This window comes from Streptomyces sp. NPDC002018 (assembly GCF_042890865.1).
Taxonomy (GTDB): Bacteria; Actinomycetota; Actinomycetes; order Streptomycetales; family Streptomycetaceae; genus Streptomyces.
The window spans coordinates 102,978-129,384 of the sequence record NZ_JBIASO010000014.1 but is presented as its reverse complement, the minus strand read 5'-3'; the positions used below and the strand labels follow the sequence as shown (position 1 = coordinate 129,384).

Annotated in this window: 18 protein-coding genes; 14 read left to right on the top strand and 4 right to left on the bottom strand. The window is 70.2% G+C overall.

Annotated features, from left to right (window positions below; genetic code table 11):
- The first annotated feature begins 37 nt into the window (after positions 1 to 37).
- The 4 genes from ACFYYH_RS23475 (at position 38) to ACFYYH_RS23460 (ending at position 5,631) form a co-directional block, all read left to right on the top strand.
- Positions 38 to 373: a hypothetical protein gene (locus ACFYYH_RS23475; protein WP_388554286.1), complete on the top strand. Its 336-nt coding sequence runs from the start codon at positions 38 to 40 to the stop codon at positions 371 to 373.
- Positions 370 to 2,598: a bifunctional serine/threonine-protein kinase/ABC transporter substrate-binding protein gene (locus tag ACFYYH_RS23470; protein ID WP_388554284.1), complete on the top strand. Its 2,229-nt coding sequence runs from the start codon at positions 370 to 372 to the stop codon at positions 2,596 to 2,598. The genes ACFYYH_RS23475 and ACFYYH_RS23470 overlap by 4 nt, the downstream gene beginning before the upstream one ends.
- 21 nt (positions 2,599 to 2,619) lie before the next feature.
- On the top strand, positions 2,620 to 4,893 hold the full coding sequence (locus ACFYYH_RS23465) for a bifunctional serine/threonine-protein kinase/ABC transporter substrate-binding protein (RefSeq protein ID WP_388554507.1): 2,274 nt from the start codon (positions 2,620 to 2,622) through the stop codon (positions 4,891 to 4,893).
- Positions 4,894 to 5,013: 120 nt separating this feature from the next.
- Positions 5,014 to 5,631, top strand: a complete 618-nt coding sequence (locus tag ACFYYH_RS23460; RefSeq protein WP_388554282.1) for a hypothetical protein — start codon at positions 5,014 to 5,016, stop codon at positions 5,629 to 5,631.
- 188 nt (positions 5,632 to 5,819) lie between these two features.
- Here the strand turns inward: ACFYYH_RS23460 and ACFYYH_RS23455 are convergent, their stop codons facing one another.
- The 3 genes from ACFYYH_RS23455 to ACFYYH_RS23445 all read right to left on the bottom strand — a co-directional run bounded on the left by ACFYYH_RS23455 (position 5,820) and on the right by ACFYYH_RS23445 (position 9,798).
- Complete coding sequence (locus tag ACFYYH_RS23455; protein ID WP_388554280.1) at positions 5,820 to 7,853, bottom strand: DUF2264 domain-containing protein; 2,034 nt, start codon at positions 7,851 to 7,853, stop codon at positions 5,820 to 5,822.
- Complete coding sequence (locus ACFYYH_RS23450) at positions 7,850 to 8,884, bottom strand: hydroxyacid dehydrogenase (protein ID WP_388554277.1); 1,035 nt, start codon at positions 8,882 to 8,884, stop codon at positions 7,850 to 7,852. Before ACFYYH_RS23450 ends, ACFYYH_RS23455 begins: the two co-directional genes overlap by 4 nt.
- Positions 8,885 to 9,111: 227 nt before the next feature.
- On the bottom strand, positions 9,112 to 9,798 hold the full coding sequence (locus tag ACFYYH_RS23445) for a superoxide dismutase family protein (RefSeq protein WP_388554275.1): 687 nt from the start codon (positions 9,796 to 9,798) through the stop codon (positions 9,112 to 9,114).
- Between the two features lie 583 nt (positions 9,799 to 10,381).
- Here ACFYYH_RS23445 and acnA point away from each other — a divergent pair.
- From acnA to ACFYYH_RS23415, 6 genes are all read left to right on the top strand, one after another.
- Complete coding sequence (gene acnA, locus ACFYYH_RS23440) at positions 10,382 to 13,096, top strand: aconitate hydratase AcnA (protein WP_388554273.1); 2,715 nt, start codon at positions 10,382 to 10,384, stop codon at positions 13,094 to 13,096.
- A gap of 181 nt (positions 13,097 to 13,277) precedes the next feature.
- Entirely contained in the window at positions 13,278 to 13,547 is a 270-nt protein-coding gene (locus tag ACFYYH_RS23435) for a hypothetical protein (RefSeq protein ID WP_388554271.1), read from the top strand.
- Positions 13,548 to 13,607: 60 nt separating this feature from the next.
- Positions 13,608 to 13,877 carry a hypothetical protein gene (locus ACFYYH_RS23430; protein ID WP_388554269.1) on the top strand — a complete coding sequence of 90 codons (270 nt, stop codon included), beginning with the start codon at positions 13,608 to 13,610 and terminating at the stop codon, positions 13,875 to 13,877.
- Complete coding sequence (locus tag ACFYYH_RS23425) at positions 13,870 to 14,499, top strand: DUF6879 family protein (RefSeq protein WP_388554267.1); 630 nt, start codon at positions 13,870 to 13,872, stop codon at positions 14,497 to 14,499. Before ACFYYH_RS23430 ends, ACFYYH_RS23425 begins: the two co-directional genes overlap by 8 nt.
- Before the next feature lie 94 nt (positions 14,500 to 14,593).
- Positions 14,594 to 16,396 carry an ATP-binding protein gene (locus ACFYYH_RS23420; protein WP_388554264.1) on the top strand — a complete coding sequence of 601 codons (1,803 nt, stop codon included), beginning with the start codon at positions 14,594 to 14,596 and terminating at the stop codon, positions 16,394 to 16,396.
- Between the two features lie 82 nt (positions 16,397 to 16,478).
- On the top strand, positions 16,479 to 16,919 hold the full coding sequence (locus tag ACFYYH_RS23415) for a tetratricopeptide repeat protein (RefSeq protein WP_388554261.1): 441 nt from the start codon (positions 16,479 to 16,481) through the stop codon (positions 16,917 to 16,919).
- A 211-nt stretch (positions 16,920 to 17,130) separates the two neighbouring features.
- On the opposite strand, the gene ACFYYH_RS23410 is transcribed toward ACFYYH_RS23415, so the two are convergent.
- Entirely contained in the window at positions 17,131 to 20,982 is a 3,852-nt protein-coding gene (locus ACFYYH_RS23410; RefSeq protein WP_388554258.1) for a GH92 family glycosyl hydrolase, read from the bottom strand.
- A gap of 505 nt (positions 20,983 to 21,487) precedes the next feature.
- Here ACFYYH_RS23410 and ngcE point away from each other — a divergent pair.
- The 4 genes from ngcE to ACFYYH_RS23390 all read left to right on the top strand — a co-directional run bounded on the left by ngcE (position 21,488) and on the right by ACFYYH_RS23390 (position 26,346).
- A complete protein-coding gene (gene ngcE / locus ACFYYH_RS23405; protein ID WP_388554255.1) occupies positions 21,488 to 22,933 on the top strand; it encodes an N-acetylglucosamine/diacetylchitobiose ABC transporter substrate-binding protein in 1,446 nt (481 codons plus the stop codon).
- Positions 22,934 to 23,054: 121 nt separating this feature from the next.
- Positions 23,055 to 23,978: a carbohydrate ABC transporter permease gene (locus ACFYYH_RS23400; RefSeq protein ID WP_388554252.1), complete on the top strand. Its 924-nt coding sequence runs from the start codon at positions 23,055 to 23,057 to the stop codon at positions 23,976 to 23,978.
- Entirely contained in the window at positions 23,978 to 24,937 is a 960-nt protein-coding gene (locus ACFYYH_RS23395) for a carbohydrate ABC transporter permease (protein WP_388554249.1), read from the top strand. The genes ACFYYH_RS23400 and ACFYYH_RS23395 overlap by 1 nt, the downstream gene beginning before the upstream one ends.
- A gap of 209 nt (positions 24,938 to 25,146) precedes the next feature.
- A complete protein-coding gene (locus tag ACFYYH_RS23390; protein ID WP_388554246.1) occupies positions 25,147 to 26,346 on the top strand; it encodes an ROK family protein in 1,200 nt (399 codons plus the stop codon).
- Positions 26,347 to 26,407 lie beyond the last annotated feature (61 nt).

Here is a 26,407-nt window from a genome sequence, read left to right as displayed (position 1 = left end):
CACCGTCCACCGCGACGCGGACGCGGCGGACTGGGAGATGGCCGGGACCCTGGAGGAGGCGCTGCGCTGTCCCGACCAGCAGCTTCGCGAGGGTGAGCGGATCACGGGACTGCTCTCGACGGGCAACAGCTACGGGGACCTCAGCAATTTCGACTCCGAGGACAGACTCGCGGAGTCCGGTGAATACCACAGCGACGAACTCGGCGGACCCCACTACTACTTCTGGTCGCAGGCCCGCCTGGGGCAGGTCACCGTGGCCGTGGTGGGGAAAGGGTCGAAGGGACGGACGGCGGACGACGTGGACAACGGGCTGACCCAGGCGATCAGCGAGATGATCACGCGAGTCGGCGACGAACTTCAGGCCCCGCGATGACGGGCCCGCTGCTTTCCTCCGATCCCTCGTCCATCGGCGGCCACCGGCTGCTCGGCCGACTGGGCGCCGGCGGCATGGGCGTGGTGTATCTGGGGCGTACCGAGGCCGGCGGCCTGGTCGCCGTGAAGGTCATCCAGGCCGACTACGCGGACGATCCCGACTTCCGCGCCCGTTTCCGGCGCGAGGTCGACGCCGCCCGCCGGGTCTCCAGCCCGTGGGCGGTGGCGGTCACCGGAGCCGATCCGGACGCGGACGCACCGTGGCTCGCCACCGCGTTCGTCCCGGGCCCCTCGCTCGCCGAAGCGGTCGGCCGGTGCGGCCCCCTGCCCGTCCGCGGCGTACGCGTTCTCGGCGGGATGCTGGCGGCGGCGCTGGGCGAGGTCCACGCACGGGGGCTGGTCCACCGCGACGTCAAACCGGGCAACGTCCTGCTCGCCGTCGACGGCCCACGCCTGATCGACTTCGGGATCTCCCGCTCGGCCGACGACACCGCGATCACCTCGACGGACGTCATCGTCGGCACACCGGGATTCCTCTCCCCCGAGCAGGCCCAGGCCACCGGCGGGCCGCCCGGACCGGCCGGCGACATCTTCTCCCTCGGCTGTCTTCTGGCGTACGCGGCCACCGGACGGCCGCCGTTCGGTACGGGCTCCACGGACGCCCTGCTCTACCGCACCGTTCATGACGACCCCGACCTGGACGGCGTCGGCCCCGAACTGCTGGAGGTGCTGCGCTCGTGCCTGGCCAAGGATCCGGCGGAACGTCCCACACCTGAGCGGCTCGCGGTGGAACTGACCGAGGACGCCCCCGGTGGTTCGGCCGACTGGCTGCCGGAAGAGGTCGTCCGGTTGATCGCCGACCGCTCCGCCGAGCTGCTGGCGCTCCCGGACATCGAACCCACGGTGGCGGACCCGTCCGGCCCCATGGACCGGTCCGGTCGCACGGGTGACTCCGGCCCCGCGGGCCCGTCCGGCGCCACGGGCCCCTCCGATCCCACGGAGCGCCCGGGGCAGGAGGACGCGAAGCCCAGCCGCAGACGGCTGTTCGCCCTCGCCGGCGGTGCCGTGCTGCTGGCCGCGGCGGGCGGGGGCGCCGCCTGGGCCGCGCTGCGCGGCGACGACGGCAATGGTTCCGGCGCCGGTACGGGGCGTCGACGTCCCTGGGCCATCGGCCTTCAGGCGGACCTGACCGGCCCGCGGCGCGAGGCGGGGCAGGCCCAGGAGAGAGGCGCGCGACTGGCGGTCGAACAGTTCAACCGCCGCGCGGGAACGCCCTTCGAACTCGCCCTGAGAACAGCCGACGACGGCGGGGTCCCCGACCGCGCGACGGCGGGCGCCGAGAAGATGGCCGCCGACCGCGATGTCCTGGCCGTGCTCGGTACCACCAGCGACGACACGGCCCTCGCCGTGCTCGGCAGCTACGACGAGGCACTGCTGCCGCTGCTGTGCGTGTCGGCGGGCGGGATCAACCTCACGGCACAGCAGTACCGGTCCTTCCTGCACTGCCGGCCCAGCGACGCGGCCGTCTCGATCCCGCTGGCCACCTATCTGGCGGCGAACGCGGTGACGGGACCGGTCGGCATACTCCAGGACCGCACCGGGGAGCAGTACGCGTGGGAGTCCGCGCAGATCACCACCAGCGCGCTGCGGCTGTACGAACTCCCCAGCTATCCGAGGGTCATTCCCGCGGGGACCGAGAACGTGCGGCCGGTGGTGGCCGACATGCTGCGTGCCGGTATCGGCTCGTTCGTCTACGCCGGGGATCCGGCAGGGGCCGCCCGGGTGGCGAGAGAACTGGCGGCGGCCGGCTTCGGCAAGCCGCGTCTCGCACCGCAGGCCGTACTCGACCCGGTCTTCACCCGGCAGGCGGGGCCCGCGGCCGAAGGCTGGATACTGGCCGCCTCCTTCACCGACCCCACCGCGCTGCCCACGGCCAAGGCATTCACCACGGCCTTCCGTGAGCGGTACGGATCCCCGCCCGGTTACTACGCCGCGGAGGCCTACGACGCGACGAACCTCGTCATCGGGGAACTGGTGAAGGCCGCGAAGAAGGGCCGGCCGAGCCGCCGGGAACTGGTCGGTCTGCTGCGCGGGAGCACCTACTCGGGGATCACCAAGCGGTTCTCGTTCAAGCCGGAGGACGGCACGTTCACCGCTCAGGGCGTCTTCCTCCATACCGTCAAGGACGGCGCCTTCCGCTTCCTCGGTCCCGCGCCCACCACGTAGGAGCACCACCTCATGGGGGCCGTGCACCCACTGCGCAAGGACGACCCGCGGTCCGTCGGCGGCTTCCTTCTGCTCGGGCGGCTCGGAGCGGGCGGAATGGGGGTGGTGTATCTGGCACGTTCCGCCGGCGGCTCACTGGTCGCGCTGAAGCTGATCCGCGCCGAGCACACGCACGACGACGGCTTCCGCGCCCGTTTCCGTCGCGAGGCCGAAGCCGCGGCCCGGCTCCGGGGGCCGTGGCTGGTGCCGGTCAGGGACGCCGCCCCCGAGGCGCCCGAGCCCTGGCTGGCGACGGCCTTCGTGCCCGGCCCCTCACTGGCCGACGCCGTTCGGATCCACGGCCCGCTCCCGGCGCACACCGTGCGGGTCCTGGGCGCGCGGCTGGCCGACGCGCTGACCGAAGTGCATGCCGCCGGCCTGATCCACCGCGATGTCAAACCCGGCAATGTCCTGCTCGCGCTGGACGGCCCCCGTCTGATCGACTTCGGGATCGCACGCTCCTCCGGCTCGACCGCGCTGACCGCCAGCGGCGTGGTGATCGGCTCACCCGGGTTTCTCTCGCCGGAGCAGGCGCGGAGCCGGACGGACATCGGGCCGCCGAGCGATGTCTTCTCCCTGGGCTGTGTCCTGGTGTACGCGGTGACGGGCAACCGTCCTTTCGGCGCCGGCTCACCGCCCGCCGTTCTGTTCCGTACCGTTCACGAACCGCCGGACCTGGCCGAAGTCCCTTCCGCTCTCGTGCCGTTGCTCACCGCGTGCCTCGCGAAGGACCCGGCGAGCAGACCCACACCCGCGGAGCTGCGCCGTGCGCTGGCCCCGGAGCCCGGCAGGCCCTGGCTCCCCGTCGAACTGCCACGGCTGATCGCCGCACACTCCTCGCAGGCGCTGACTCTGCCGGATCCCGACCCCGACCCCGATCCTGATCCCGACCCGGGCCCCGACCCCGACGCAGATCCGGACGCCGGTCCCGGTCCCCGTCCGGCTCGCGGGTTCGGCCCTGGGTCCGACTCCGCTCCTGAGCCCGGTCCCGGGCCGTCGGCGACATCGACGCGGCAGTCCGTACCGGACCGGTGGGCCCCCTCGCGCCGTCGGCTGCTGACGCTGGGGTCGGCGGCCGGGGTCGTCGCCATCGGTGGCGGACTCGCCGTCCGGGGCGCCCTCCGGCAAGGCGGTGGCGGCGCCCCGCTCTCCCCGTCGGCCTCCCGGAAGCGACCGCGCTATGTCATCGGTCTGCACGGCGATCTGTCCGGCAGGCGGGGGGCGGAGGGTACGGCACAGGAACGCGGCGCCCGGCTCGCGGTGGACGAGTTCAACACGCGTGCCGACAGGACGTTCGACCTCGCCCTGAAGGTGCGGGACGACCGCGGGGACGCCGCGACCGCACGGGACGTGGCCGCCGCCTTCGCCGGGGACCCCGAGGTCTACGCGGTCATCGGCCCGACCGGTGACGCCGAGTCCGAGTCGGCCGCGCCCGTCTACGAGGAGGCACTGCTCCCCGTGGTCGCCCTGTCGCCGGGGACCGATGCCTTCACCACCACCGCCAACCGCGTCCTCTTCCAGCTCAGAGCCAACGACACCATCCTCTGGGCACCGCTGGTGCGCTACCTCACCGAGGTCGCCTCGGTGCGCAGGACCGCGGTCGTCGACGACCGGGCGACAGCGATGAGCAGTTGGACGACGGCGAAGAACGTCGCCGCCACTCCGCCTTCGCGGGGGTCCGCCAGCACCCATGTCGTCGCGGCGGACTCGGACGACTTCGGAGCCGTCGCCAGGGCCGTCGTAGCGGAGCGCGCACAGGGCGTGGTGTACGGCGGTACATCTCCCCAGCGCGCGGCGCTCTGTGCCGAAGCCCTGCGCGGGGCGGGCTTCACGGGGACGTGCGCGGCCACCCAACCGGTGCTGGAGCGGGCGTTCCTCACCGAGGCGGGCGCCGCCGCCGAAGGCTGGGTGATCAGCGCGACCTATGCCGACCCGGCCGCACTGCCGCGCGCGGAAGCCTTCGTGGCCGCGTATCTGAAACGCTTCCGTGTCCGTCAGGTCGGGCGGTACGCGACAGAGGCGTACGACGCTCTGTTCTTTCTCGCCCAGGGACTCGGCGGACCCGAGGGGGAGACGGCCGAACGCGGGGCACTGGTGCGCAAGCTGAGGTCGATGACCTACCGAGGACTCGCGAAGACGGTGGAATTCCAGCCCCCCTCCTATGACTTCATCCCCGATCGAGGGCTCTTCCTGTACCGCGTCGAGAACGGCGGTCCGCGCTTCCTGGGCCAGTACGAACAGGCGGTCAAGGGCTGACCCGGCGGCCGGGCTTTCGCTTCGGTACCGCGCGGGCGACACCGCGCCTTGACCGCCTCCCGCGGTCGGCCCACTACGTTGCCGCGAAACCAACCGCCGCTACGGACGGGGGAGTTCGACATGGCGCAGAGGATCGATCAGAGACAGCAGGCGGTGGTCTCGCATCGGATGACGTTCTGGGGGAGCCCGTCGGGAAACGGCGCGGCTTCCTGGGAGTACACGGGTCAGAAATGGGTGGTGAAGAGGCCCGACGACGGGAATCCCCCCTTTCAGCGCACGGTCCGGTGCGAGGAGTGCGGGAAGGCGCTGAGCTATGCCGTTCACAGCGTCGGGACCACCCGCCGCCGACGGTTCCGCCGACTGCTCGGTGCCTACGCGGGGCTCGCCGTCCTGCTGGGGAGTCTGGCCGGCTTCCTCACCCTGGGGGACGCCGGTACCGCCCGGACGGTCGGCACGGTCGCGGCCTTCTTCCTGGGCGCTGTCCTCGGCTGGGTGTGCGGGCTCGCCGCCGCGGAGGAGAAGGGCGTCACCGGGCACTTCGTGGGCTGGCCCGGACCCACCAAGCACGATGTGACCCTCGTCGAACCCCCTCCGGAGGAACTGCCGGAGCTGGTCTGCGCGCGCTGCGGTCACCGGGAGGAGTTCCCGCAGGGCAAGCACTACCGCAAGGGTTTCGTCCAGAAGCACTATCGGGCCGCGGTGTCCCGGCTGGAGAACCACACCTGCGGCAATCCCTGAGCGGAACCCCGCCGCGTACCCGGCTTCGCCGAGCGGCCGACGCGGGCATCGCCGATCGGCCGGCGCGGACGTCGCCGAGCGGCGGGTGTCCCGGGGCGGTGTCCGGCGGATGCGGCGGGTGCGGTGTCCGGCTGGTGCGGCGGATGCGTTGCGCGATGTCCGGCGGGTGCGGCGCGCGGTGTCCGTGCTCAGCCGTGGGTGACCGTCAGCGGCGCGAAGGCGATCCGGGTCGTCGAGCCGTCGTCCGCCCAGGTCACCTCGATCGCGCTGCCGTCCTCGCCCGCCACACGGACCTCCCGCACCGCGCGGGCCTCGCTCACCGCCTCGTCCGACGGGGTGGCGCGGGGGTCCGCGGTGAGGCTGACGAGAGCGGCGAAGAGGGCTGTCCCCGCCACCTCCGCGGTCAGCCGGGGCACGCGGGCCCAGCGCGTGAAGGCCGTGCCCTGCGGCGCCCGGGGCTCGTCCGGCGTCTCCCACCCGTACAGCCCGGTCAGCTCCGACCGTACGGCGTCGTCGCCGTTGCCGTCCCCATAGCCGGCCCCGTTCCCGGCCACGCCCTCGTTCCCGGCCCCGCGCCCGGCCCGGTCGGCGGGGGCGGTCGCCCAGCCCGTCTGCCGTACGCGCGCCCCCGGCGGGGCGCCCACGACACGGTGCACCCGCAGTTCGTACCGGCCCCTGACCACGGTCACGCTCTCGACCCGCAGTCCGGGCGCCGTGGGCGGGCCCGCCCCGAACACCGGCCGGTGCCAGGACGCGGCCCAGCCCCAGCCGTCGCCGTGCCCGGCGCCCAGAGGACGGATACGGCGGCGGACGCTGGGGACCCCCGCGATCTCGACGGCCAGATGGTTGTCCGCGACGTTCTCCGGCGCGGTGGGTCCCGTCCTGGTGGAGTAGGCCTGCCGGCCGTAGTGCGGGTCGTCCTCCGCCGCCGACTCCCCCTCGTGGGGCCGGACATTGTCACTGCCGTGGTTGTGCAGCCGTACGATCCCGTCCGCGGCCGTGGAGTGCACCAGCAGCCCCGGCGCGGGCAGGGCGAGCACCCGGTCGGCGCCTTCGCCCGGGGCGGCCTCCTCGGTGGCCGTCCACAGCGGGTCGTCCGGGGGCGCGAGCAGGGCGACCAGGGCCTTGGACGCCCAGTAGGGCGAGGAGGGACCCGAGTAGCGCTGGAGCGTGGCGGTATGGGGCCCGTGCCAGCCCAGGCCGAGCAGACCGTCCGCGCCGATGGCGCCACGGTCGAGGAAGTAGCGCAGCGATCCGTTCAGCAGCCGGCGTGAGACACCCGGCGCGAGCGGGGTGTGCCCGGTGACGGCGCCCAGGGCGACCGCCGTACCGGCCGCGAAGCGGTAGGTGAGCGAGCGGCCGAAGTGCATCGGCGCGCCGTCGGCGCCGAACATCAGGGAGAAACTCTCCAGGTGCTCACGCAGCCGGGCGCCGAGGCGCGCGGCCGACTCCCCGGTGTCGCCCGCGAGATGGGCGTCCAGCACCGGATACAGGTGCAGCGCCCAGCCGTTGTAGTGGTCGAAGGCACGGCCGTCACCGTCGGAGTACCAGCCCTGGCCGCGGTACCACCCCTCCAGCAGGGCGAGTGCCCGCTCCCGCGCGCCCGCCGTCTCGGCGTCGCCCCGGCCCACCGACTCCAGGAATCCCGCCACGGTGTACGGGAACAGATACCAGTTGTTGGGGGCCGGGGTGTGCCGCAGCGCGCCGCGCAGCCACTCCTCCGCACGGTCCCGCACGCCCGGGTCCAGCCGGTCCCACAGCCAGGCCCTGGTCAGCCGCAGTCCGAGGGCGACGGACGCGGACTCGACCATCGGCTGTCCCCGTACCTCGTGGCCGAGGACCGGCGGCCAGGACTCGGCGTCGTCCCGGCCGGGGGTACGGGTCCCCGCCGCGAGCCCGTCCGCGTACCGGTCCAGCCAGCCGTGCGGATCCTCGCCGCCCGCGCCGGCGACCCGGAAGGCGGCGGCGAGGAACGTACGGGCGTACCCCTCCAGACCGTCCGAGCGCACACCGGAGACGGACGGCCGGCCGGGCAGGTCGAGCAGGGCGCGGCCCGGGGAGGCCCATCGCCACGCGGCGTGCAGCAGACCGTCGGCGGTGGCCTCCCAGTGTGCCCGGGTCCAGCCGGTGTACGGGCTGAGCGTCCGGTCCTCGGCGGGCAGCCGGAACCCGGGGCAGCCGTCCACCGCACCCGCTCCGGGGACTTCGCGCGGGGACGTCATGCGAGGAACGCCAGCCTTTCGCGTCGTACGGGATGGGCGAAGCCCTCGCCCGCGGCCCAGCGCGCGGCCTCGCCGACGGCGAGATCGGCCAGCCGTCGCAGCTCGTTGCCCTGTGAACCGGCGAGATGCGGCGTGATGAGCGCGTTCCCGCACTCCCACAGCGGATGGTCCGGGGGCAGTTCGTCGGGGTCCGTGACATCGAGGACGGCCCGGATCCGGTCCGCCCGGAGCACCTCGACGAGGGCGTCCTGATCGACGACGGCGCCGCGTGCCGTGTTGATGAGGACGGCGTCCTGCCGCATCGACCGGAGGAGTTCGCGGCTGACGAGGCCACGGGTGGCGGGCAGCAGCGGGGTGTGCACGCTGACGGTGTCGGTGAGCGCGAACAGTTCACCGAGGCCGACCTGCCGGACGCCGAGCGCGGCGGCCTGCACACCGTCCACGTACGGATCGTGCAGCAGCACCCGCAGATCGTAGGGCCGCAGCAGGTCGATGACGCGTCGGCCGATCAGCGAGGCGGAGAGAATGCCCACGGTGCGGCCGTAGTTGCCCACCTCGGGGGTGCGCGGCCGCTCCTCGCGGCGGCGCGCGGCCCGGTAGTCGCGGGCGCTCTCCAGCGCGCGTTTGCCGGAGAGCAGGATCATCGCGACGGTGTACTCGGCCACCGGGAGGGCGTTGGCGGCGGCGGCCGAGGACACCTCGATGCCCCGTTCCCAGCAGGCCTCGGTGATATGGCCCCGGACCGAGCCCGCGGTGTGGACGACGGCACGCAGCCGGGGCGCCGCTTCCAGGACGGCGGCGTCCAGGGGCGGACAGCCCCAGCCGGTGACGAGGAGTTCGGCCTCCGCGAGGACGGCGCGGGCCCGGCCGGTGGTGAAGTCGTCGAGGACGGGCGCCGACGGCAGATCGCACACCGCGCGCAGGGCGGCCAGCGCGTCGGGGCCGAGGACGGCGTCCGCGACGTCCGGCCCCATCGCGAGGGCGGCACGCGGCCGTGGCCGCGCGGTTCGGGCGGTCGGTGCGGCGGTCATCGGTCTCCTGATACGGGAGTGACACGGAGCACCGGGCCTGGGCGCCTCCCGTGGCTCCGGCCGGGGGACACGGGAAATCCTGATCGGCTGATCGGAACGGGTCAAGAGACCCCCCCCGGGAGAACCCCCGCCCGGTCAACCGCGCGCTTATGAGCGCCGAGTGGCCACGGACGGAAGCGAGCGGCCATAGACGGAGGGGAGCGGCCCCAGACGGAGGGGAGTGGCGGCTACGGACGGATCCGGTCGGGAGCGGCCGCGGACGGACCGGCGGAGCTGCCCTCCGTGCCCGTCGGCGCGAAGGGCACGGTGAGGCAGGCGAGCCGCGCCCCCGCCGTTCCCGCCTCACCTGGGCCGGTCGACGTGTGGTGCTCATGGATGACCAGGGAACGCGCCCCGCCCGGCCGGAAGCGCCAGTCGTGCCGGGACTCGGCGGTGCCATGGCCCCCGGCGTCGGTGGTGAAGTCCAGCCAGACCTCGTTCCCGGGGTTCGCGTAGGCGGGGTCGGTGGACGGCTGGTTCGGGTCCATGACGTTCTGGTAATGCGGTCCCGCGGCCTCCGGGGCCCTGCCGCACGGCTCGGTGTGCACATGCGCGCCGTACATACGGTCCGGGAGCAGACCGCTCACCCTGAGCAGGACCGTGGTGGCCGCCCCGTCGGCCTGCTCGCCGGCGTGTACGCCGTCTCCGCCGCCGTCCGACTCGCCGCTCTGCTGGACGACGGAGACGCGCGAGCCCACGGGGACCTTTGTCACGTCGTACGTCAGCGCGTTCGAGAGCTGGGAGGGGGAGGGCGGCGCGAACCACCCCTCGGCCTTGACGAGGCCGGAGCCGTCCCGCGCGAACGCCGTGGTGGTCGGCATCACGAGGATGGCCGTGACGGCGAGGGCTGCGGACGCCTTGCGATGTGTCCTCACGAGCGGTCTCCTTCGACGGGGATGTTGAGGAGTCCAGGGTGGTGGACGGCGGCGGTCCCGCCGTGACGCATGGCGACTGCGCGCCACGCGATTAAGGCGTTCGGTGCAGTGAAGAGGCCGGTGCGCCGGGGGACCGGTCCAGATGAGGCGTCTCGGGGCCGGTGACCCGGGCAGAGCCAGATTAACTCCGGGGCACATCGGAGGCACACAGAGCGCGGTCGCGTTCCGGCTCCGGGAAGGGCCTGCCGGAGACGGCTCCAACGTGGCCCGCCTCGTCCACCACGCCCGCCCCCGCCCGACGAGCACTCCGCCCGGCCGAATCCCCCGAGCGGGTGAGAGAGCCACGCACCGGGCCGAACCGAACCGGGCCGAGCCCGCGCATGACCCCGCAGCGGTCATGTACTAGAGTTATCTCGACATCGAGATATCTGCCGAAGGGCTACCGCGGCCGCCACTCGGTAAGGGTTACCTAACCAAGCCTTACCTTAGCGGATCGGCGAGGGTCGTGGCGGCACCACGCGGCGGTAGCCGCACATAGAGGTACAGGCGCGGTAGTACGCGCACATTGATGAAGGAGACTGTCGTGTCGGCGAACAGCTTCGACGCCCGCAGCACGCTGCGCGTGGGCGACGAGTCGTACGAGATCTTCAAGCTGGACAAGGTCGAGGGCTCCGCGCGCCTCCCTTACAGCCTGAAGGTGCTGCTGGAGAACCTGCTCCGCACCGAGGACGGCGCGAACATCACCGCCGACCACATCCGCGCGCTCGGCGGCTGGGACTCCCAGGCGCAGCCGAGCCAGGAGATCCAGTTCACCCCGGCACGCGTGATCATGCAGGACTTCACCGGTGTGCCCTGTGTCGTGGACCTCGCCACCATGCGTGAGGCCGTGAAGGAGCTGGGCGGCGACCCGGCGAAGATCAACCCGCTGGCCCCGGCCGAGCTGGTCATCGACCACTCCGTCATCGCCGACAAGTTCGGTACGCCGGACGCCTTCGCGCAGAACGTGGAGCTGGAGTACGGCCGCAACAAGGAGCGTTACCAGTTCCTGCGCTGGGGCCAGACCGCGTTCGACGAGTTCAAGGTCGTCCCGCCCGGCACCGGCATCGTCCACCAGGTCAACATCGAGCACCTGGCCCGTACGGTCATGGTCCGGGGCGGCCAGGCCTACCCCGACACCCTCGTCGGCACCGACTCGCACACCACCATGGTCAACGGCCTCGGTGTGCTCGGCTGGGGGGTCGGCGGTATCGAGGCCGAGGCCGCGATGCTCGGCCAGCCCGTCTCGATGCTCATCCCGCGCGTCGTCGGCTTCAAGCTGACCGGTGAGCTGCCCGCCGGCACCACCGCCACCGACCTCGTCCTCACCATCACCGAGATGCTGCGCAAGCACGGCGTCGTCGGCAAGTTCGTCGAGTTCTACGGCGAGGGCGTCGCCGCCACCTCCCTCGCGAACCGCGCCACCATCGGCAACATGTCGCCGGAGTTCGGCTCCACCGCCGCGATCTTCCCGATCGACGACGAGACCCTCAAGTACCTGCGTCTGACCGGCCGCAGCGACCAGCAGGTCGCGCTCGTCGAGGCGTACGCCAAGGAGCAGGGCCTCTGGCTCGACCCGGCCGCCGAGCCCGACTTCTCCGAGAAGCTGGAGCTGGACCTCGCGACGGTCGTCCCCTCCATCGCGGGCCCGAAGCGTCCCCAGGACCGTATCGTCCTGGCCGAGGCCAAGCAGAAGTTCATCGAGGACGTGCGCAACTACGTCACCGAGGACGAGGAGGCGGGCAAGGAGTCCTTCCCGGCCTCCGACGCCCCGGCCTCGGCCGACGGCGTACCGACCCGGCCGACCCTGGTCACGGCGCCCGACGGTTCGACGTACGAGATCGACCACGGCGCCGTCACCGTCGCCGCGATCACCTCCTGCACCAACACCTCGAACCCGTATGTGATGGTCGCCGCCGCGCTGGTGGCCAAGAAGGCGGTCGAGAAGGGCCTGACCCGCAAGCCCTGGGTCAAGACCACCCTCGCCCCCGGCTCGAAGGTCGTCACCGACTACTTCGACAAGGCGGGACTGACCCCCTACCTCGACAAGGTCGGCTTCAACCTCGTCGGCTACGGCTGCACCACCTGCATCGGCAACTCGGGCCCGCTGCCCGAGGAGGTCTCCAAGGCGGTCAACGAGCACGACCTCGCGGTCACGTCGGTGCTCTCCGGCAACCGCAACTTCGAGGGCCGGATCAACCCCGACGTCAAGATGAACTACCTGGCGTCCCCGCCGCTGGTCGTCGCGTACGCCCTCGCCGGCTCGATGAAGGTGGACATCACCAAGGACGCCCTGGGCATCGACCAGGACGGCAAGCCCGTTTATCTCGCGGACATCTGGCCGACCGAGGCCGAGGTCAACGATGTCGTGGCCAACGCCATCGGCGAGGACATGTTCAACAAGTCCTACCAGGACGTCTTCGCGGGCGACGCGCAGTGGCAGGCGCTGCCGATCCCGACCGGCAACACCTTCGAGTGGGACCCGCAGTCCACCTATGTCCGCAAGCCCCCGTACTTCGAGGGCATGACGATGGAGACCAGCCCGGTCGAGGACATCACCGGCGCGCGGGTCCTCGCCAAGCTGGGCGACTCGGTCACCACGGACCACATCTCCCCGGCCGGTGCCATCAAGGCCGACACCCCGGCCGGAAAGTACCTCACGGAGCACGGCGTCGAGCGGCGCGACTTCAACTCGTACGGCTCCCGCCGCGGCAACCACGAGGTGATGATCCGCGGCACGTTCGCCAACATCCGGCTGCGCAACCAGATCGCGCCGGGCACCGAGGGCGGCTTCACCCGCGACTTCACCGTCGAGGGCGCCCCGGTCTCCTTCATCTACGACGCCTCCCAGAACTACCAGGCCGCCGGCACCCCGCTGGTCGTCCTGGCGGGCAAGGAGTACGGCTCGGGCTCGTCCCGCGACTGGGCCGCGAAGGGCACGGCGCTGCTGGGCGTGAAGGCCGTCATCGCCGAGTCGTACGAGCGCATCCACCGCTCGAACCTGATCGGCATGGGCGTCCTCCCCCTCCAGTACCCGGAGGGCGCGTCGGCGGAGGCCCTGGGCCTGACGGGCGAGGAGACCTTCTCCTTCACCGGCGTCACGGAACTGAACAACGGCACCACCCCCCGCACGGTCAAGGTCACCACGGACACGGGCGTGGAATTCGACGCGGTCGTCCGCATCGACACCCCGGGCGAGGCGGACTACTACCGCAACGGCGGCATCATGCAGTACGTGCTGCGGAGCCTGATCCGCAAGTAGTCCAGACAGCGCCACCAGGGCACTGAACCGAGGGCCGTGTCCCGTACGTATCCGTACGGGACACGGCCCTCGTCGCGTCGTATGGCGTGAACTTGCCCAGCCAGAACGTTGCTCTGCGTAATCATGCGGATATACAATGTGTCTCAGTTGCGCACTCAACCAACCCCGAGTGGAGGCAGGCATGGCCCGTGCCTGGGAGGCCGATCCGTCCGCGTTATTCGAGCGGCGGCTGGGAAAGTCGGCCGAGGAGCTGGGGCATTCGGACGGCAAGGACGCATGCCCGGACATCTGGCAACTCGACAACGGCGATATCGCGGTGATCGGCCGGGATCTGACATCCCATTTCGCTACGCGACTGCCCGAGGGCGTCAGCCTCGCCGCGGACGAACGACTGGTCGTCATCCCCGGAAATATGCTCGGTGCAGCGAAGCCGGACATCGCCGATGCGTAATCGGCGCGCCCTGTTCCGTGCCGTGTCGGAGGCCATGGATTCGCTGCGATGGAGGCAGGTATGACTCGTTCCTGGGAAGCTGATCCGTCCGCGTTATTCGAGCGGCGGCTGGGGAAAACGGCCCAGGAAATGGGCAACTCCGACGGAAATGACGAGTGCCCGGACATCTGGGAGCTCGACAACGGGGATATCGCGGTGATCGGCCGTGATCTCACCGCTCACTATGCTCCGCATCTCCCGGAGGGCGTCAGCCTCGCCACGGACGAGCGGCTGGTCGTCATCCCCGGGAATATGCTCAGCGCGGCGAAGGCGGATATCGTCGATGCTTGATCTCCGACCTCCGACTCTCCTCCCTGAACAGGGCGAGAGGCTTGTACGGGACATTTACAAGCGGGACTTCCGGGAACGCCTCGCGGCAATCCAGAACCAGGACTCCTGGAAGCTCGAACGGCGACAGCACTTCGAGGAACTGGGTAGTGCCAGCCGGGACGCGCTTACCCAGGGCGACTGGGGCCGCTCGCTGCGGTTGATCGAGGAACGACGCGACGATGTGCTCGCGTCCGTTCGCGAGGACGAACGCCGCGGTTCCCGCTTTCATCGGGTGCGTGTAGTGGAAAAGCCGCTGACGCCCTATCTGCAGTGGGAGCTTTATTCGCTGCGGCAGCGCGCCGAATGCGGTGGGAGAATCCGAACGGTCGACGCTGAAGTGGTGGCCGCGTCGGAGGACAACGGGCTCCTCCCGGAAGTCGTCGTTCTCGGCGGGCATACGCTTTACGAGGTGCTTTACAACGAATCCGGTGTGCCCTGCGGCGCGGTCCGCTATACCGACGCCGGGATCGTTGGGCGCTGGGAAAGCTACATCAAGGAACTTTACGAGGCAGGTGAGGACGTGGAGAGCTACTTCGCCCGCGAGGTGGCGCACCTTCCCCCACCGACGAGGAACGCGGAGTAGACCGATCAACGAGCACAGCGGTGACGAGAGGCGTCTCGGCAGGTCGGACAACGACCTGTCGGGTACGTCGCGCGATGTCGTACAGGCCGGAAGCGTGAGCGGCGGAATCCACTTCCACGGGCGCGGCGCACCGGACGAGGACGGTTCCCCGCACCCCACGCCGCGGCAACTCCCCGCCGACATCCGTGGATTCGTCAACCGTACACATGAGCTCGACGAGTTGAACGCCGTGCTGGCCGACGAGGACGGCAGGCCACTGGTCATCTCGGTGTATGTCATCGCCGGCACCGCCGGTGCGGGTAAGACCTCGCTCGCCCTGCGCTGGGCCCATCAGGTTCAGGACCGCTTTCCCGACGGGCAGCTCTACGTCAATCTGCGGGGTTACGACCCGGGGGCGCCGGTCACCGCACAGGATGCCCTGCACCGTTTCCTCGGCGCACTGGGGATACGTCCCGGATCGGTGCCGCAGGATCCCGATTCCGCGGCCGCGCTGTACCGCTCCTTACTGGCCGACCGCCGGATGTTGATCGTCCTTGACAACGCTGCCACGGTCGGCCAGGTCCGTCCGTTGCTGCCGGGCAGCTCGGGCTGTCTGGTGGTCGTCACCAGCCGGAGCAGGCTCTCCGGACTCGCCGTCCGGGACGGGGCACGGCGGCTGACGCTCGGGACGCTGCCGCAGCCGGAAGCCGTCGCCCTGCTGCGTGCCGTCACCGCCGGATACCGTCCGGAGGACGATCTCGGCAAGCTCACGGAACTGGCCGGGCTCTGCGCCCGGCTGCCGCTGGCCCTGCGGATCGCCGCCGAACGCGCGGCGAGCCGGCCCCATATGAAGCTGGACGACCTGATCGCCGATCTGAGGGACGAGAGCGCTCTGTGGGACGCGCTCAGCACCGGGGACGACGAGGAGGCGGAGGCCGTCCGTACCGTCTTCGCCTGGTCCTACCGCGCCCTCTCCGAGACCGCGGCCCGGCTGTTCCGGCTGCTCGGCCTGCATCCGGGCCCCGAGTTCGGGCTGCACGCCGCCGCGGCTCTCGCCGGACTGACCGCCGCACGCACCCGGCAACTGCTGGACTCCCTGGTCGGTGCCCATCTGCTGGAGCAGACCGCGCCGGACCGCTACCAGTTCCACGACCTGCTGCGCGCCTACGCCACCGACCAGGCACAGCACGAGGAGCCGTCCGAGGAGCGGGAGGCCGCCCTCCACCGCGTACTGGACTGGTATCTCCACACGGCGGACGCCGCGCAGAGCTGGATCAGCCCCGCCGAACCCCATCTGGAGCTGCCGGCGGTCACCGAGGGCGTACAGCCTCTGTCCTTCGTGGACTACGACGCGGCCGTCGACTGGTCGGAGCGCGAGCACACCAATCTGCTCCGGGCCGTGCGGGCCGCCGCGGCCACGGGGGACGACCGGCTCGCCTGGCAGCTGTCCGCCGTGCTGGCGAACGCCTACTCGCCCTCCGCTCCCGCCTCGGAGTGGGCGACCGCCGGCCGGATCGGCCTGGTAGCGGCGCGACGGCTGGGCGAGCGCCGCGGAGAGGCTCAGCTCCTCACCGAACTGGGCATGAGCCACACCCGGAACAACCGCCTGGCCGAAAGCTATGAGAACCACAGCGAGGCCTTACGGATCTGGCGCGAGCTGGGTGACCGTGAGGGAGAGGCCCATTCACTCAACCTGGTGGGGCTGGTCCATCTCCACGCAAGGCGACTCGGCGCCGCCGCCGAGCACTTCGAGCAGGCGACCGCCCTCTTCCAGGAGCTCGACGCGGCCCACTGGGAGGCCACCACCCTCTCGAACCTCGGCCAGTACCCACTACCGCGCCGGCCGTCTCCCGGAGGCCTCCGGGGTCGCCCGCCAGGCGCTCGCGGCGCATCGTGCCCTGGGCAACGCACGGGGTGAGGGCAATGTCCTGCGGCTGCTCAGCCATCTGGAGCTGGAGCAGGGGCGGGCGGAACAGGGGCTCGGCTCCGCCCGGGACGCCGTGGACATCGCGCTCACACTGCGCGATCACCGGCTGGAGGGCTACTGGCTCCTCACCCTGGGCGATGCCCAGCAGGCGAACGGCGAGCCGGCCGAGGCGCTCGCCTCCTACCAGCGCTCCGCGGCCCTCCACCGCCGCCTGGGGAACCGGAGCCGGGAGGCCATGGCCTGGAACAGCACGGCCGACGCGTACCGGCGCCTCGGCCGCCACGAGGAAGCGGCGCAGTTCCACCGCAGGGCCGCCGCCGTCCACCACGAGCTCGGCGACACCTGGGACGAGGCCATGGCCCTGGACGGGCTGGCCGAGGCGCTGGCGGCCGAAGAGCCGCAGGCCGCCCTCGGCCACTGGGCGGACGCGCTGCGGCTCCTCGCCGGCTACGACGACCCGCGCGCGGTCGCCGCGCGCGAGCGGATGGAGAGCCGCCGCGCCGAGACCTGCTGAGCCGGAGCGCCCGCCCGACACGGCGGCGGTGCGCCGGTCCATGAGTGGAAAGCCGGAACGGGTCACCGGCTTGTGCCGGTGACCCGTTCCTTGACCCGTCCCTTGAGCCGTTCCTTCGACCTGTTGCCGTGATCTGTCCGTGTGAGCCGTTTCCGTGACCCGCGCGCTCGACCCGTTTCCGGGGGTCGTTCCCGCGGGTCGGCTCACCTCGCTACCGGAGCAGTTCCACCTCCGCCAGGGTCGGCGGGGTGTCCGTCGGGCCCGTGGTCACCAAGCGGTACTTCGTGTACGTGCCCGGCCTGGCGACCGTGAAGGCGCGGGTCTGTTTGTCCCAGGTGAAGGACTGCGCCGACCTGGTGTCCAGGGTGCGCCAGACCGTGCCGTCCGACGAGCCCTGGAGTGTCCAGCCGCTCGGGGCCTTCGACGCCGTGGCCGACGTCAGGGTGTACTGGACCGCGCGGGTCGCCGAGCCGACCGGCAGGTCCACCGACTCGACCGTCCCCTCCGTACGGGAGGAGTTGTCGAACAGCGGGCCCGACGCCGGCAGCGCGTCCGTCCGGGGGGACGGGGCCTTGTCGTCCCGCGTGATCGAGACCGGGGCCGCGTTCCTGCCCGAACCCCACGCCGACGGCTTCGGACCCATCGCGAACTCCAGCGTGCCGCCCCGTGCGATCAGTTCGTGGGGGAGCGCCGTGGAGTTCCAGGTCTTGCCGTTCACCTTGAGGCCCTGGACATAGATGTTCTTGCGGCTGTTCTTCGGGGCCTTGACCACGAGCTTGCGGCCGTTGTCCAGATGGACCGTCGCCTTGGTGAAGAGCGGCGAGCCGATCGCGTACTCCCCGCTGCCCATCACCAGCGGATAGAACCCGAGCGCCGAGAAGAGGTACCACCCCGACTGCTCGCCGTTGTCCTCGTCGCCGTGGTAGCCCTGTCCGATCTCACTGCCGACATACAGCCGGCCCAGGACCTCGCGGACCTTCTCCTGCGTCTTCCAGGGCTGCGAGGCCGCGTTGTACATGTATGTCGCGTGGTGGGCGACCTGGTTGGAGTGGCCGTACATGCCCATCCGTACGTCGCGCGCCTCCGTCATCTCGTGGATGACCCCGCCGTACGAGCCGACGAACTCGGGACCGGCCGTCTCGGGCGTCGCGAAGTACGTGTCCAGCTTCCGCGCGAGGCCCGAGCGGCCCCCGTAGAGGTTCGCCAGTCCGCGCGAGTCCTGCGCCGCCGTGAAGGCGTAGCCCCAGCCGTTCGTCTCGGTGTAGTCGTAGCCCCAGACCCTCGGGTCGTACGTCTCCGAGTCCACACGCCAGTCGCCCTTCAGGTCACGGCCCTGGAAGAAGCCGGCCTTCGGGTCGAAGAGCGTGACATAGTTTTTGGCCCGGTTGCGGAAGTACTCCGACTCCTCCTTGTACCGCTCCTTCTTGGTCTTCTTGTAGAGGGCCTCGGCCATCGTGGACAGGCCGTAGTCGTTGAGGTAGCCCTCCAGCGACCAGGACAGCCCCTCGTGCGTCTCCGTGGAGGCGTAGCCGAGGAAGGGCGAGGTCTCCATGCCCTTGCGCCCCACACCCGAACTGGGCGGCACCACGGTGGCGTTCTTCAGCGCCGCCTCGTACGCCGCCTCCGCGTCGAAGTCGACGCCCTTCACATACGCGTCGGCGAAGGCCACGTCCGAACTCGTACCGGTCATCAGGTCCGCGTAGCCCGGGGAGGACCAGCGGGAGATCCAGCCGCCGTCCTTGTACTGCTGGACGAAGCCGTCCACCAGCTCGCCCGCCCGCTCCGGGGTGAGGAGGGAGTACGCGGGCCAGGTCGTCCGGTAGGTGTCCCAGAAGCCGTTGTTGACGTACACCTCACCGTCGACGATCTTCGCGCCGGTCTGCGTCGGGGTGTCCTGGCCCGTCTTCGGCGAGAACGGGCTGGCGTACTGCTGCTTCGGGCGGGACTTCGTCCCGGTGTTCTCGAAGCCGGAGTTGGGATACAGATACAGCCGGTAGAGGCTGGAGTAGAGCGTGGTGAGCTGGTCGTGGTCCGCGCCCTCCACCTCCACCTTGCCGAGGATGTCGTCCCAGGCGCGCTGCGCCCGGTCCTCGACCCGTTCGAAGCGGGTGCCGGCCGGGATCTCGTCGGCGAGGTTCTTCTTCGCCTGGTCCACGCTGATCAGCGAGGTCGCCAGCCGCAGGGTGACGGTGCGGTCCTCACCGGCGTCGAAGCGCAGATAGCCGGTGACGTCCGCGCCCCCGCCGCCGGACAGCTTGCCGCTCGCCGTGACGGGCGCGTCGAAGACGCCGTATACGAAAAGACGCGTGGCGCCGGTCGACAGACCGCTCCTGACGTCCGAGAAACCGGTGAAGGAGCCGGTCTCCGGGTCCAGCGTCAGCCCGCCCGCGTTGGAGATGTTGTCGAAGATCATGCTCGCGTCCGCGCCGGGATAGGTGACCCGGACCATCGCCGCGTGATCGGTCGGGGTCATCTCGGTCCTGAGACCGTTCTCGAACGTCACCCCGTAGTAGTGGGGCCTCGCGATCTCGTTCTCGTGCCGGAACGGCAGCGCCCGCGCCGTACGGGACGCGTCGGGCGTGCCCGCGGCCACCGACGGCATCATCTGGAACGTCTGCCGGTCGCCCATCCAGGGGCTCGGCTCATGGCTGGCGCTGAAGGCCTGGACGGTCGGCAGGTTGTCGGCGTTGTTGCCGCGGCTGTACTCGTACAGCCAGCTCGTCGACCCCGCGTTGGTCACCGGCGTCCAGAAGTTGAAGCCGTTGGGCACGGCTGTCGCGGGGAAGGTGTTGCCGCGCGAGAAGGACCCGCTGGAGTTGGTGCCGCGGGTGGTGGACGCGTAGTCCGACAGATGCGCCAGCCGCTTCTCGGGTGCCTTGGGGGCCAGGGTGATGTCGTCGATCCAGCCCTGGAAGGCCGCGGGGCCCTTGGGGGAGTCGTACGCCACCAGGATCCGGTCGACGGTCTTTCCGGCCGCGACCGAGCCGATCCGCGCGTCGACCTGGTTCCACTGGTTGACATAGAGGCGCTTGGCGGCGCCCTGGCCCTGCGGGGTCAGCAGCCCGCCGTGCGCGTCGACGGCCTTCAGAGCGCTCAGATAGGTGCCGTCGGTGAACGCGAGATCGACGGAGACGTTGGTGGCGGGGTAGTTGAGATCCGTCTCCGGGAGGGAGGGATAGATCCGGTACGAGAGCGCGGTGTCGCGCCGCACGGCCGTGTTGACGTCGAAGATCTTGTTGTACGAGTACGCGCGCCCCTCCGGCTGGTGCGTCCCGGCGTACTTCAGCGCGCGCTTGCCGGTGAATCCGGCGGCGGACTTGGCCGTGGGGGAGCCGGACGGGCCGCGGTCGACCTGCGTCCGCATGTCCTGGGGCGCCGGGGCGCCCATGTCGCCGTTGGAGAACTGGACATCGGCGAGCTGGGTGGCGTCGGAGCCGCCGTTGTTGGCCGTGATCTCCAGCCGGTAGTGCTGGTACGCGGTCGTACCGGCGATGTCGTACGACTTCGTCTGGAAGCGCTCGCCGAAGGTCTCGCCCTTCCGCGTGTCCAGGTCCTGCCACTGCGTGCCGTCCGTGGATCCCTGGAGCGTCCAGTCCCTGGGGTCGCGCTCGGCGTGGTCGTTCGCGGAGGTCAGGGCGTAGGTGAGGACCTTGACGGGCCCGTCCAGGTCGAACTCCACCCAGGCGGTGCGGGTGAAGGCCAGCCACTTCGTGGCCGACTGGACATCGACCAGATTCTCCTTGGTCTCCCCGCCGCCGGTGTTCTCGCCGCTGGCGCGCAGATCCACCACCCGGTCGGTGATATTGCCCGGGATTCCACTGGTGAAGCCGCCGTCGACACCGGATGCCCGCTTCTCGCCGCCCGGTCCCACTTCGACGGTGTTGCGCCAGTCCGGCTGTGTTTCGTCGGCCTCGAAGGACGTACTGAATTCCTTTTCCGCCAGCTTGGGTTGCGCGGGTCGCGCCACGGCGGCGGACTGCGCCGTGACGACGAGCAGCGCGGCGGCGGCCACCAGGGCGGCCGGGTGCCATTGTCTGCGCCGGGGTCCGGTTCTCTGCTCCATACCGAGCTTTCCTCCTGCGTACCAAGTCGGACAACGTTGTCAAACGAGAGCGCAGGGTCCAGTAGGAGCCAAGTGCAGAGTGGTGTCAAGGGTGTTGCGGGGGTGGAACATTTGGAGTCGGCCATTCCGATGGGGGCGGAGGTGGTCGAATGAGTACACAACCGGCTCGGATATCCGCGAGGTCTCAACTAGGGAAAGACTGCCGTCCAAACCTGCTTTCGATCTTGCTCAGTTGGCGGGAAGTGGACTATACCTGTCGGCGTCCGCCCCTGGGGTTTCCCGCAGTGGCGGACAACACGTAGGAGGAGGGGGCGGCCGGGAGGGTTCTGTCCACGACCGGCCGTTCGTAGAGGCCCGTACTCCCGCGACCGACGCGCACGACGAAGAGCGACCATCCTGCACGACCCAGCTTCAATCGACCGCGGTGGCGGGGCCCTTCTCCTCAGGCGAGAAGCACGGGCGACCGGTACACCGCCTGAGTCCTGGAGAAGGCGAGGACTTGAGCATGGGATCCACCTCCGCTCAGCACAACGGGGGCCTCGGCCGTCGTGATGTGATCAAGCGGTCCGCCGCGATCGGTCTGATCACCGTCCCGACGATGAGCTTCCTGGCGTCCTGCGCGAGCAGCGACAGCGGGACCGACAACAAGGTCGACAAGGGCACGGCGTCCGAGAAGAACCCGCTCGGGGTGAACGACAGCGCGCCGCTCGACTTCGTCCTGTTCGACGGCGGTTTCGGCACCGAGTACGCCACGGACGCCGTCAAGCAGTACGAGAAGGCCTTCCCGAAGGCGGAGGTGAAGTTCACCCCGACCCAGAAGATCCAGTCCCAGCTCCAGCCGCGCTTCAACGGCGGCACCCCGCCCGACCTGATCGACAACTCGGGCGCCGAGGCGATGGACATGGGTGTTCTCGTCGGCAAGAAGCAGCTCGCCGATCTCACGCCCCTGCTGGACGCCCCCTCCTACGACGACCCGGCCAAGAAGGTCAGGGACACGCTGCGGCCCGGCGTCGTCGAGATGGGCCAGTTCGACGGCGACCCGGTGTGGATCATGTACTACGCCTACACGGTGTACGGCGTCTGGTACTCGCAGACCGCGCTGGACAGGCTCGACGCGGAGTACCCCGAGGACTGGGACGCGATGCTGGCCCTCTGCGCGAAGGCCAAGAAGCAGGGCATCGCGGGCTGGACGTACGCCGGCAAGTACCCGTACTACCTCCCGTTCTCGCTCTACCCGTTCATCGGCAAGATCGGCGGCCGTGAGGTCCTCGACGCGATCGACGACCTGGAGCCCAACGCCTGGAAGCACTCGGCCGTGAAGTCCGCCTTCGAGGCGTACTACGAGCTGTACAAGAAGGGCTATGTCCTCAAGGGCACCCCGGGTCTCGACCACATCCAGTCGCAGACCGCGTGGACCGAGGGCAAGGCGCTGTTCATCCCGAACGGCTCCTGGGTGGAGAACGAGGCGGCCAAGACCACGCCGAAGGACTTCCAGATGAAGGTGGCCGCGCCGTCCGGTCTGGACAGCTCGGACAAGCTTCCGTTCGGCGCCATCTGGGCCTCCGGCGGTGAGCCCTTCGTCGTCCCGGCCAACGCCAAGAACCCCGACGGCGGCATGGAGCAGCTCCGCATCATGCTCAGCGAGGCCTCGTCGAAGAACTTCACCTCCAAGGTGAAGTCGCTGACCACCTTCAACGGCGGCACCGACGGGCTGACCCTGTCCACCGCGCTCCAGTCCGGCGTCGACGCCCTCGCCAAGGCGGGCGACAACGTGCTGAACCCGCGGCTCCAGGACTGGTACGTCGCCCTCCAGAAGGAGAAGATCGGCGTGGGCGTGCTCGGCGAGATGATGGCCGGGCGCATGACCCCGGCCGAGGCCATGAACAAGGCCCAGGAGTACGCCGACGCGGCGGCCAAGGACAGCTCCATCAAGCACTACAAGCACCAGTAGGAGCGGATGCGGCCGGAGGCCCCGCCGGGGCTTCCGGTTCCGGCCCGTCGGCCCCGCGCGGAGTCCGACGGGCACTCCAGGGCAGCACGGCGGCACCCGCCGGGATTCGGGGTCGGGAGACATGCAACACGGCAAGTACCGGTTCATCGTGGGGTTTCTCATCGTGCCACTGGCGCTGTACGCGCTTTTCGTCGTGTGGCCGTTCATCCAGTCCATCTATTACTCGTTCACGGACTGGACCGGGCTCAGCCCCGATTTCGCGATGGTCGGCTTCGACAACTACACCCGGATGCTGGACGACGACACTTTCTGGAGTTCCCTCCGGCACAGTCTGCTCTTCGCGCTGCTGCTGCCCGTCGTGGTACTCGGACTGGCGTTGTTCTTCGCCTTCATGCTGAATGTCGGCGGGCGCGGGCGGAAGGGATCCGCCATCGCGGGTGTGCGCGGCTCCGCCTTCTACAAGATCGTGTACTTCTTCCCGCAGGTGCTGTCGATCGCGATTGTCGCGCTGCTCTTCCAGTTCGCGTACAACCCGAACAGCGGTGCCATCAACTCGGCGCTCGGCGCCGTCGGACTGGACAGTGTCCAGCCGGAGTGGCTGGGCGATCCGAATCTCGCGCTGTGGTGCGTGATGGCCGTCCTGGTGTGGTCCACCACCGGCTTCTTCGTGGTCCTGTTCTCCGCGGGCATGGCCTCCATCCCCAAGGACTTCTACGAGGCGGCGCTGCTGGACGGCGCGAACCGCTTCACCACCTTCTTCCGCATCACGCTGCCGCTGCTGTGGGACACGGTGCAGTCGGGGTGGGTCTACATGGGCATCCTCGCCCTGGGCGCGGAGTCCTTCGCGGTCGTCCAGATCATGACCGTGGGACCGGGCGGACCCGCCGATTCCACCAACGTACTGACCCTGCTCGTCTACCAGAAGGCGTTCCGTGACGGTCAGGCGGCCTATGCGACCACGATCGGTGTCGCCCTCCTCGTCGTCACGCTGGCCTTCGCCGCCGTCGTGATGCGGCTGGGCCGACGTGAGCGGCTGGAGTTCTGATGAAGACCACTGACACCCCTCCCCCCGCCGACACGCCGCCCCCGGCGGGTGCCCCGGACCCGGCCGAGGCCACGACGGGCGCGGCACGGCCCGCGGTGGCCAGGACAGCTCCGGAGCCCGGAGGCGAGGGCAGGAGCGGCGGCGTCCTCAATGTCTTCTCGCACGGTGTGCTGGTCATCTGGGCCGTGCTGGTCGTGATGCCGCTGCTGTGGGCGGTCATGACGTCCTTCAAGGACGACAGATCCATCTTCACCGAGCCGTGGTCGCTGCCCGACACGCTGCACTTCGACAACTGGTCGCGCGCCTGGACCCAGGCGCACATGAGCGACTACTTCCTCAACACCGTGCTGGTGGTGGCCGGTTCGCTCGCCGGCACCCTGCTGCTGGGTTCGATGGCCGGCTATGTGCTGGCGCGCTTCGAGTTCCCCGGGAACCGCTTCATCTACTACCTGTTCATCGGCGGGATGAGCTTCCCGGTCATCCTGGCGCTGGTCCCGCTGTTCTACGTCATGAACAATCTGGGCCTGCTGAACACCATCCACGGCCTGATCCTGGTCTACATCGCCTATTCGCTGCCGTTCACGGTCTTCTTCCTGACCTCGTTCTTCAGGACGCTGCCCACCTCGGTCGCGGAAGCGGCGATCATCGACGGCGCCTCGCACACCCGGACCTTCTTCCAGGTGATGCTGCCGATGGCCAAGCCCGGCCTGATCAGTGTCGGGATCTTCAACTTCCTGGGGCAGTGGAACCAGTACCTGCTGCCCACGGTGCTCAACACCGACCCGGACCGCAAGGTGCTCTCGCAGGGACTGGTGCAGCTCGCGGTCAGCCAGGGATACAAGGGCGACTGGTCCGGTCTCTTCGCCGGCCTGGTGATGGCGATGCTGCCGGTGCTCGCCGCGTACATCATCTTCCAGCGCCAGGTGGTGGCCGGTCTGACGGCCGGCGCCCTGAAGTAGCGGACCGGCCCCCAAAGCACCCGAACCGCCCGTCGGCACAGGTCGACGGGCGGTTTGTCGCGTTCCGCATTGCTCAAGGTCTTGACGGGGAGCAGCGCGAAAGGCTGAGCTTAGGGTTCACAAGTTGGAGAGACGTCGGGGTCTCATTGGCGCGGCCCCGGCCGGCGGCGGCGGTCGTGCCGCCTGCCAAGGGCAGGAGTGGATCAGTCGTGGAGACTCCAGGGTCGCAGTCGTCCCTGCACCGGGCCAACCTCGAACGAGTCGTACGAGCGGTTCGTATGGCCGGTTCGCTCACCCAGGCGGAGATCGCCCGGAGCACGGGACTGTCGGCGGCCACGGTCTCCAATATCGTCCGTGAGCTGAAGGACGGCGGCACGGTCCAGGTCACGCCCACCTCGGCGGGCGGCAGGCGGGCCCGCAGCGTGTCCCTCAGCGGCGACGCGGGCACCGTCATCGGGGTCGACTTCGGCCACACCCATCTGCGGGTGGCCGTCGGCAATCTCGCCCACCAGGTGCTCGCCGAGGAGTCGGAGCCCCTCGACGTGGACGCCTCGTCCGCCCAGGGATTCGGCCGCGCCGAGGAGCTGGTCGAGCGGCTCATCGTGACCACCGGCGTCAGCCGCGCCAAGGTGATAGGTGTCGGCCTGGGCGTTCCCGGGCCGATCGACGTGGAGTCGGGCACCCTCGGCTCCACCTCGATCCTGCCGGGCTGGAGCGGCATCAACCCCAGCGACGAGCTGGCCTCGCGCCTGGGCGTCCCCGTCTACGTGGACAACGACGCCAATCTCGGGGCCCTCGGCGAGCTGGTCTGGGGGAGCGGGCGCGGGGTCAGGGACCTGGCGTACATCAAGGTCGCCAGCGGGGTCGGCGCCGGTCTGGTGATAGACGGCCAGATCTACCGCGGCCCCGGCGGTACGGCCGGTGAGATCGGGCACATCACGCTCGACGAGTCGGGCCCGGTGTGCCGCTGCGGCAACCGGGGCTGCCTGGAGACCTTCACGGCGGCCCGCTATGTCCTGCCGCTGCTCCAGTCCAGCCACGGCGCCGATCTGACCATGGAGCGGGTGGTCCAGCTCGCCAGGGAGGGCGACCCGGGCTGCCGGCGGGTCGTCGCCGACGTGGGCCGGCACATCGGCAGCGGTGTGGCGAATCTGTGCAACCTCTTGAACCCCAGCCGGGTGGTGCTCGGCGGGGATTTGGCGGAGGCTGGGGAACTGGTGCTCGGGCCGATACGCGAGTCGGTCTCCCGGTACGCGATCCCGAGCGCGGCCCGGCAGCTCTCGGTGCTCCCCGGGGCGCTCGGCGGCCGTGCCGAAGTGCTCGGCGCGCTCGCCCTGGTCCTCAGCGAAATGGGCGATTCGACCCTTTTGGAGAGCGTCGTTCCGGCCACGACGCCTGCCTTCACTTAGATAACGAATGGCACCGTTGTCATCTCGTTAAGGATTTACTCCTTGACGCCGACCTCGGAGC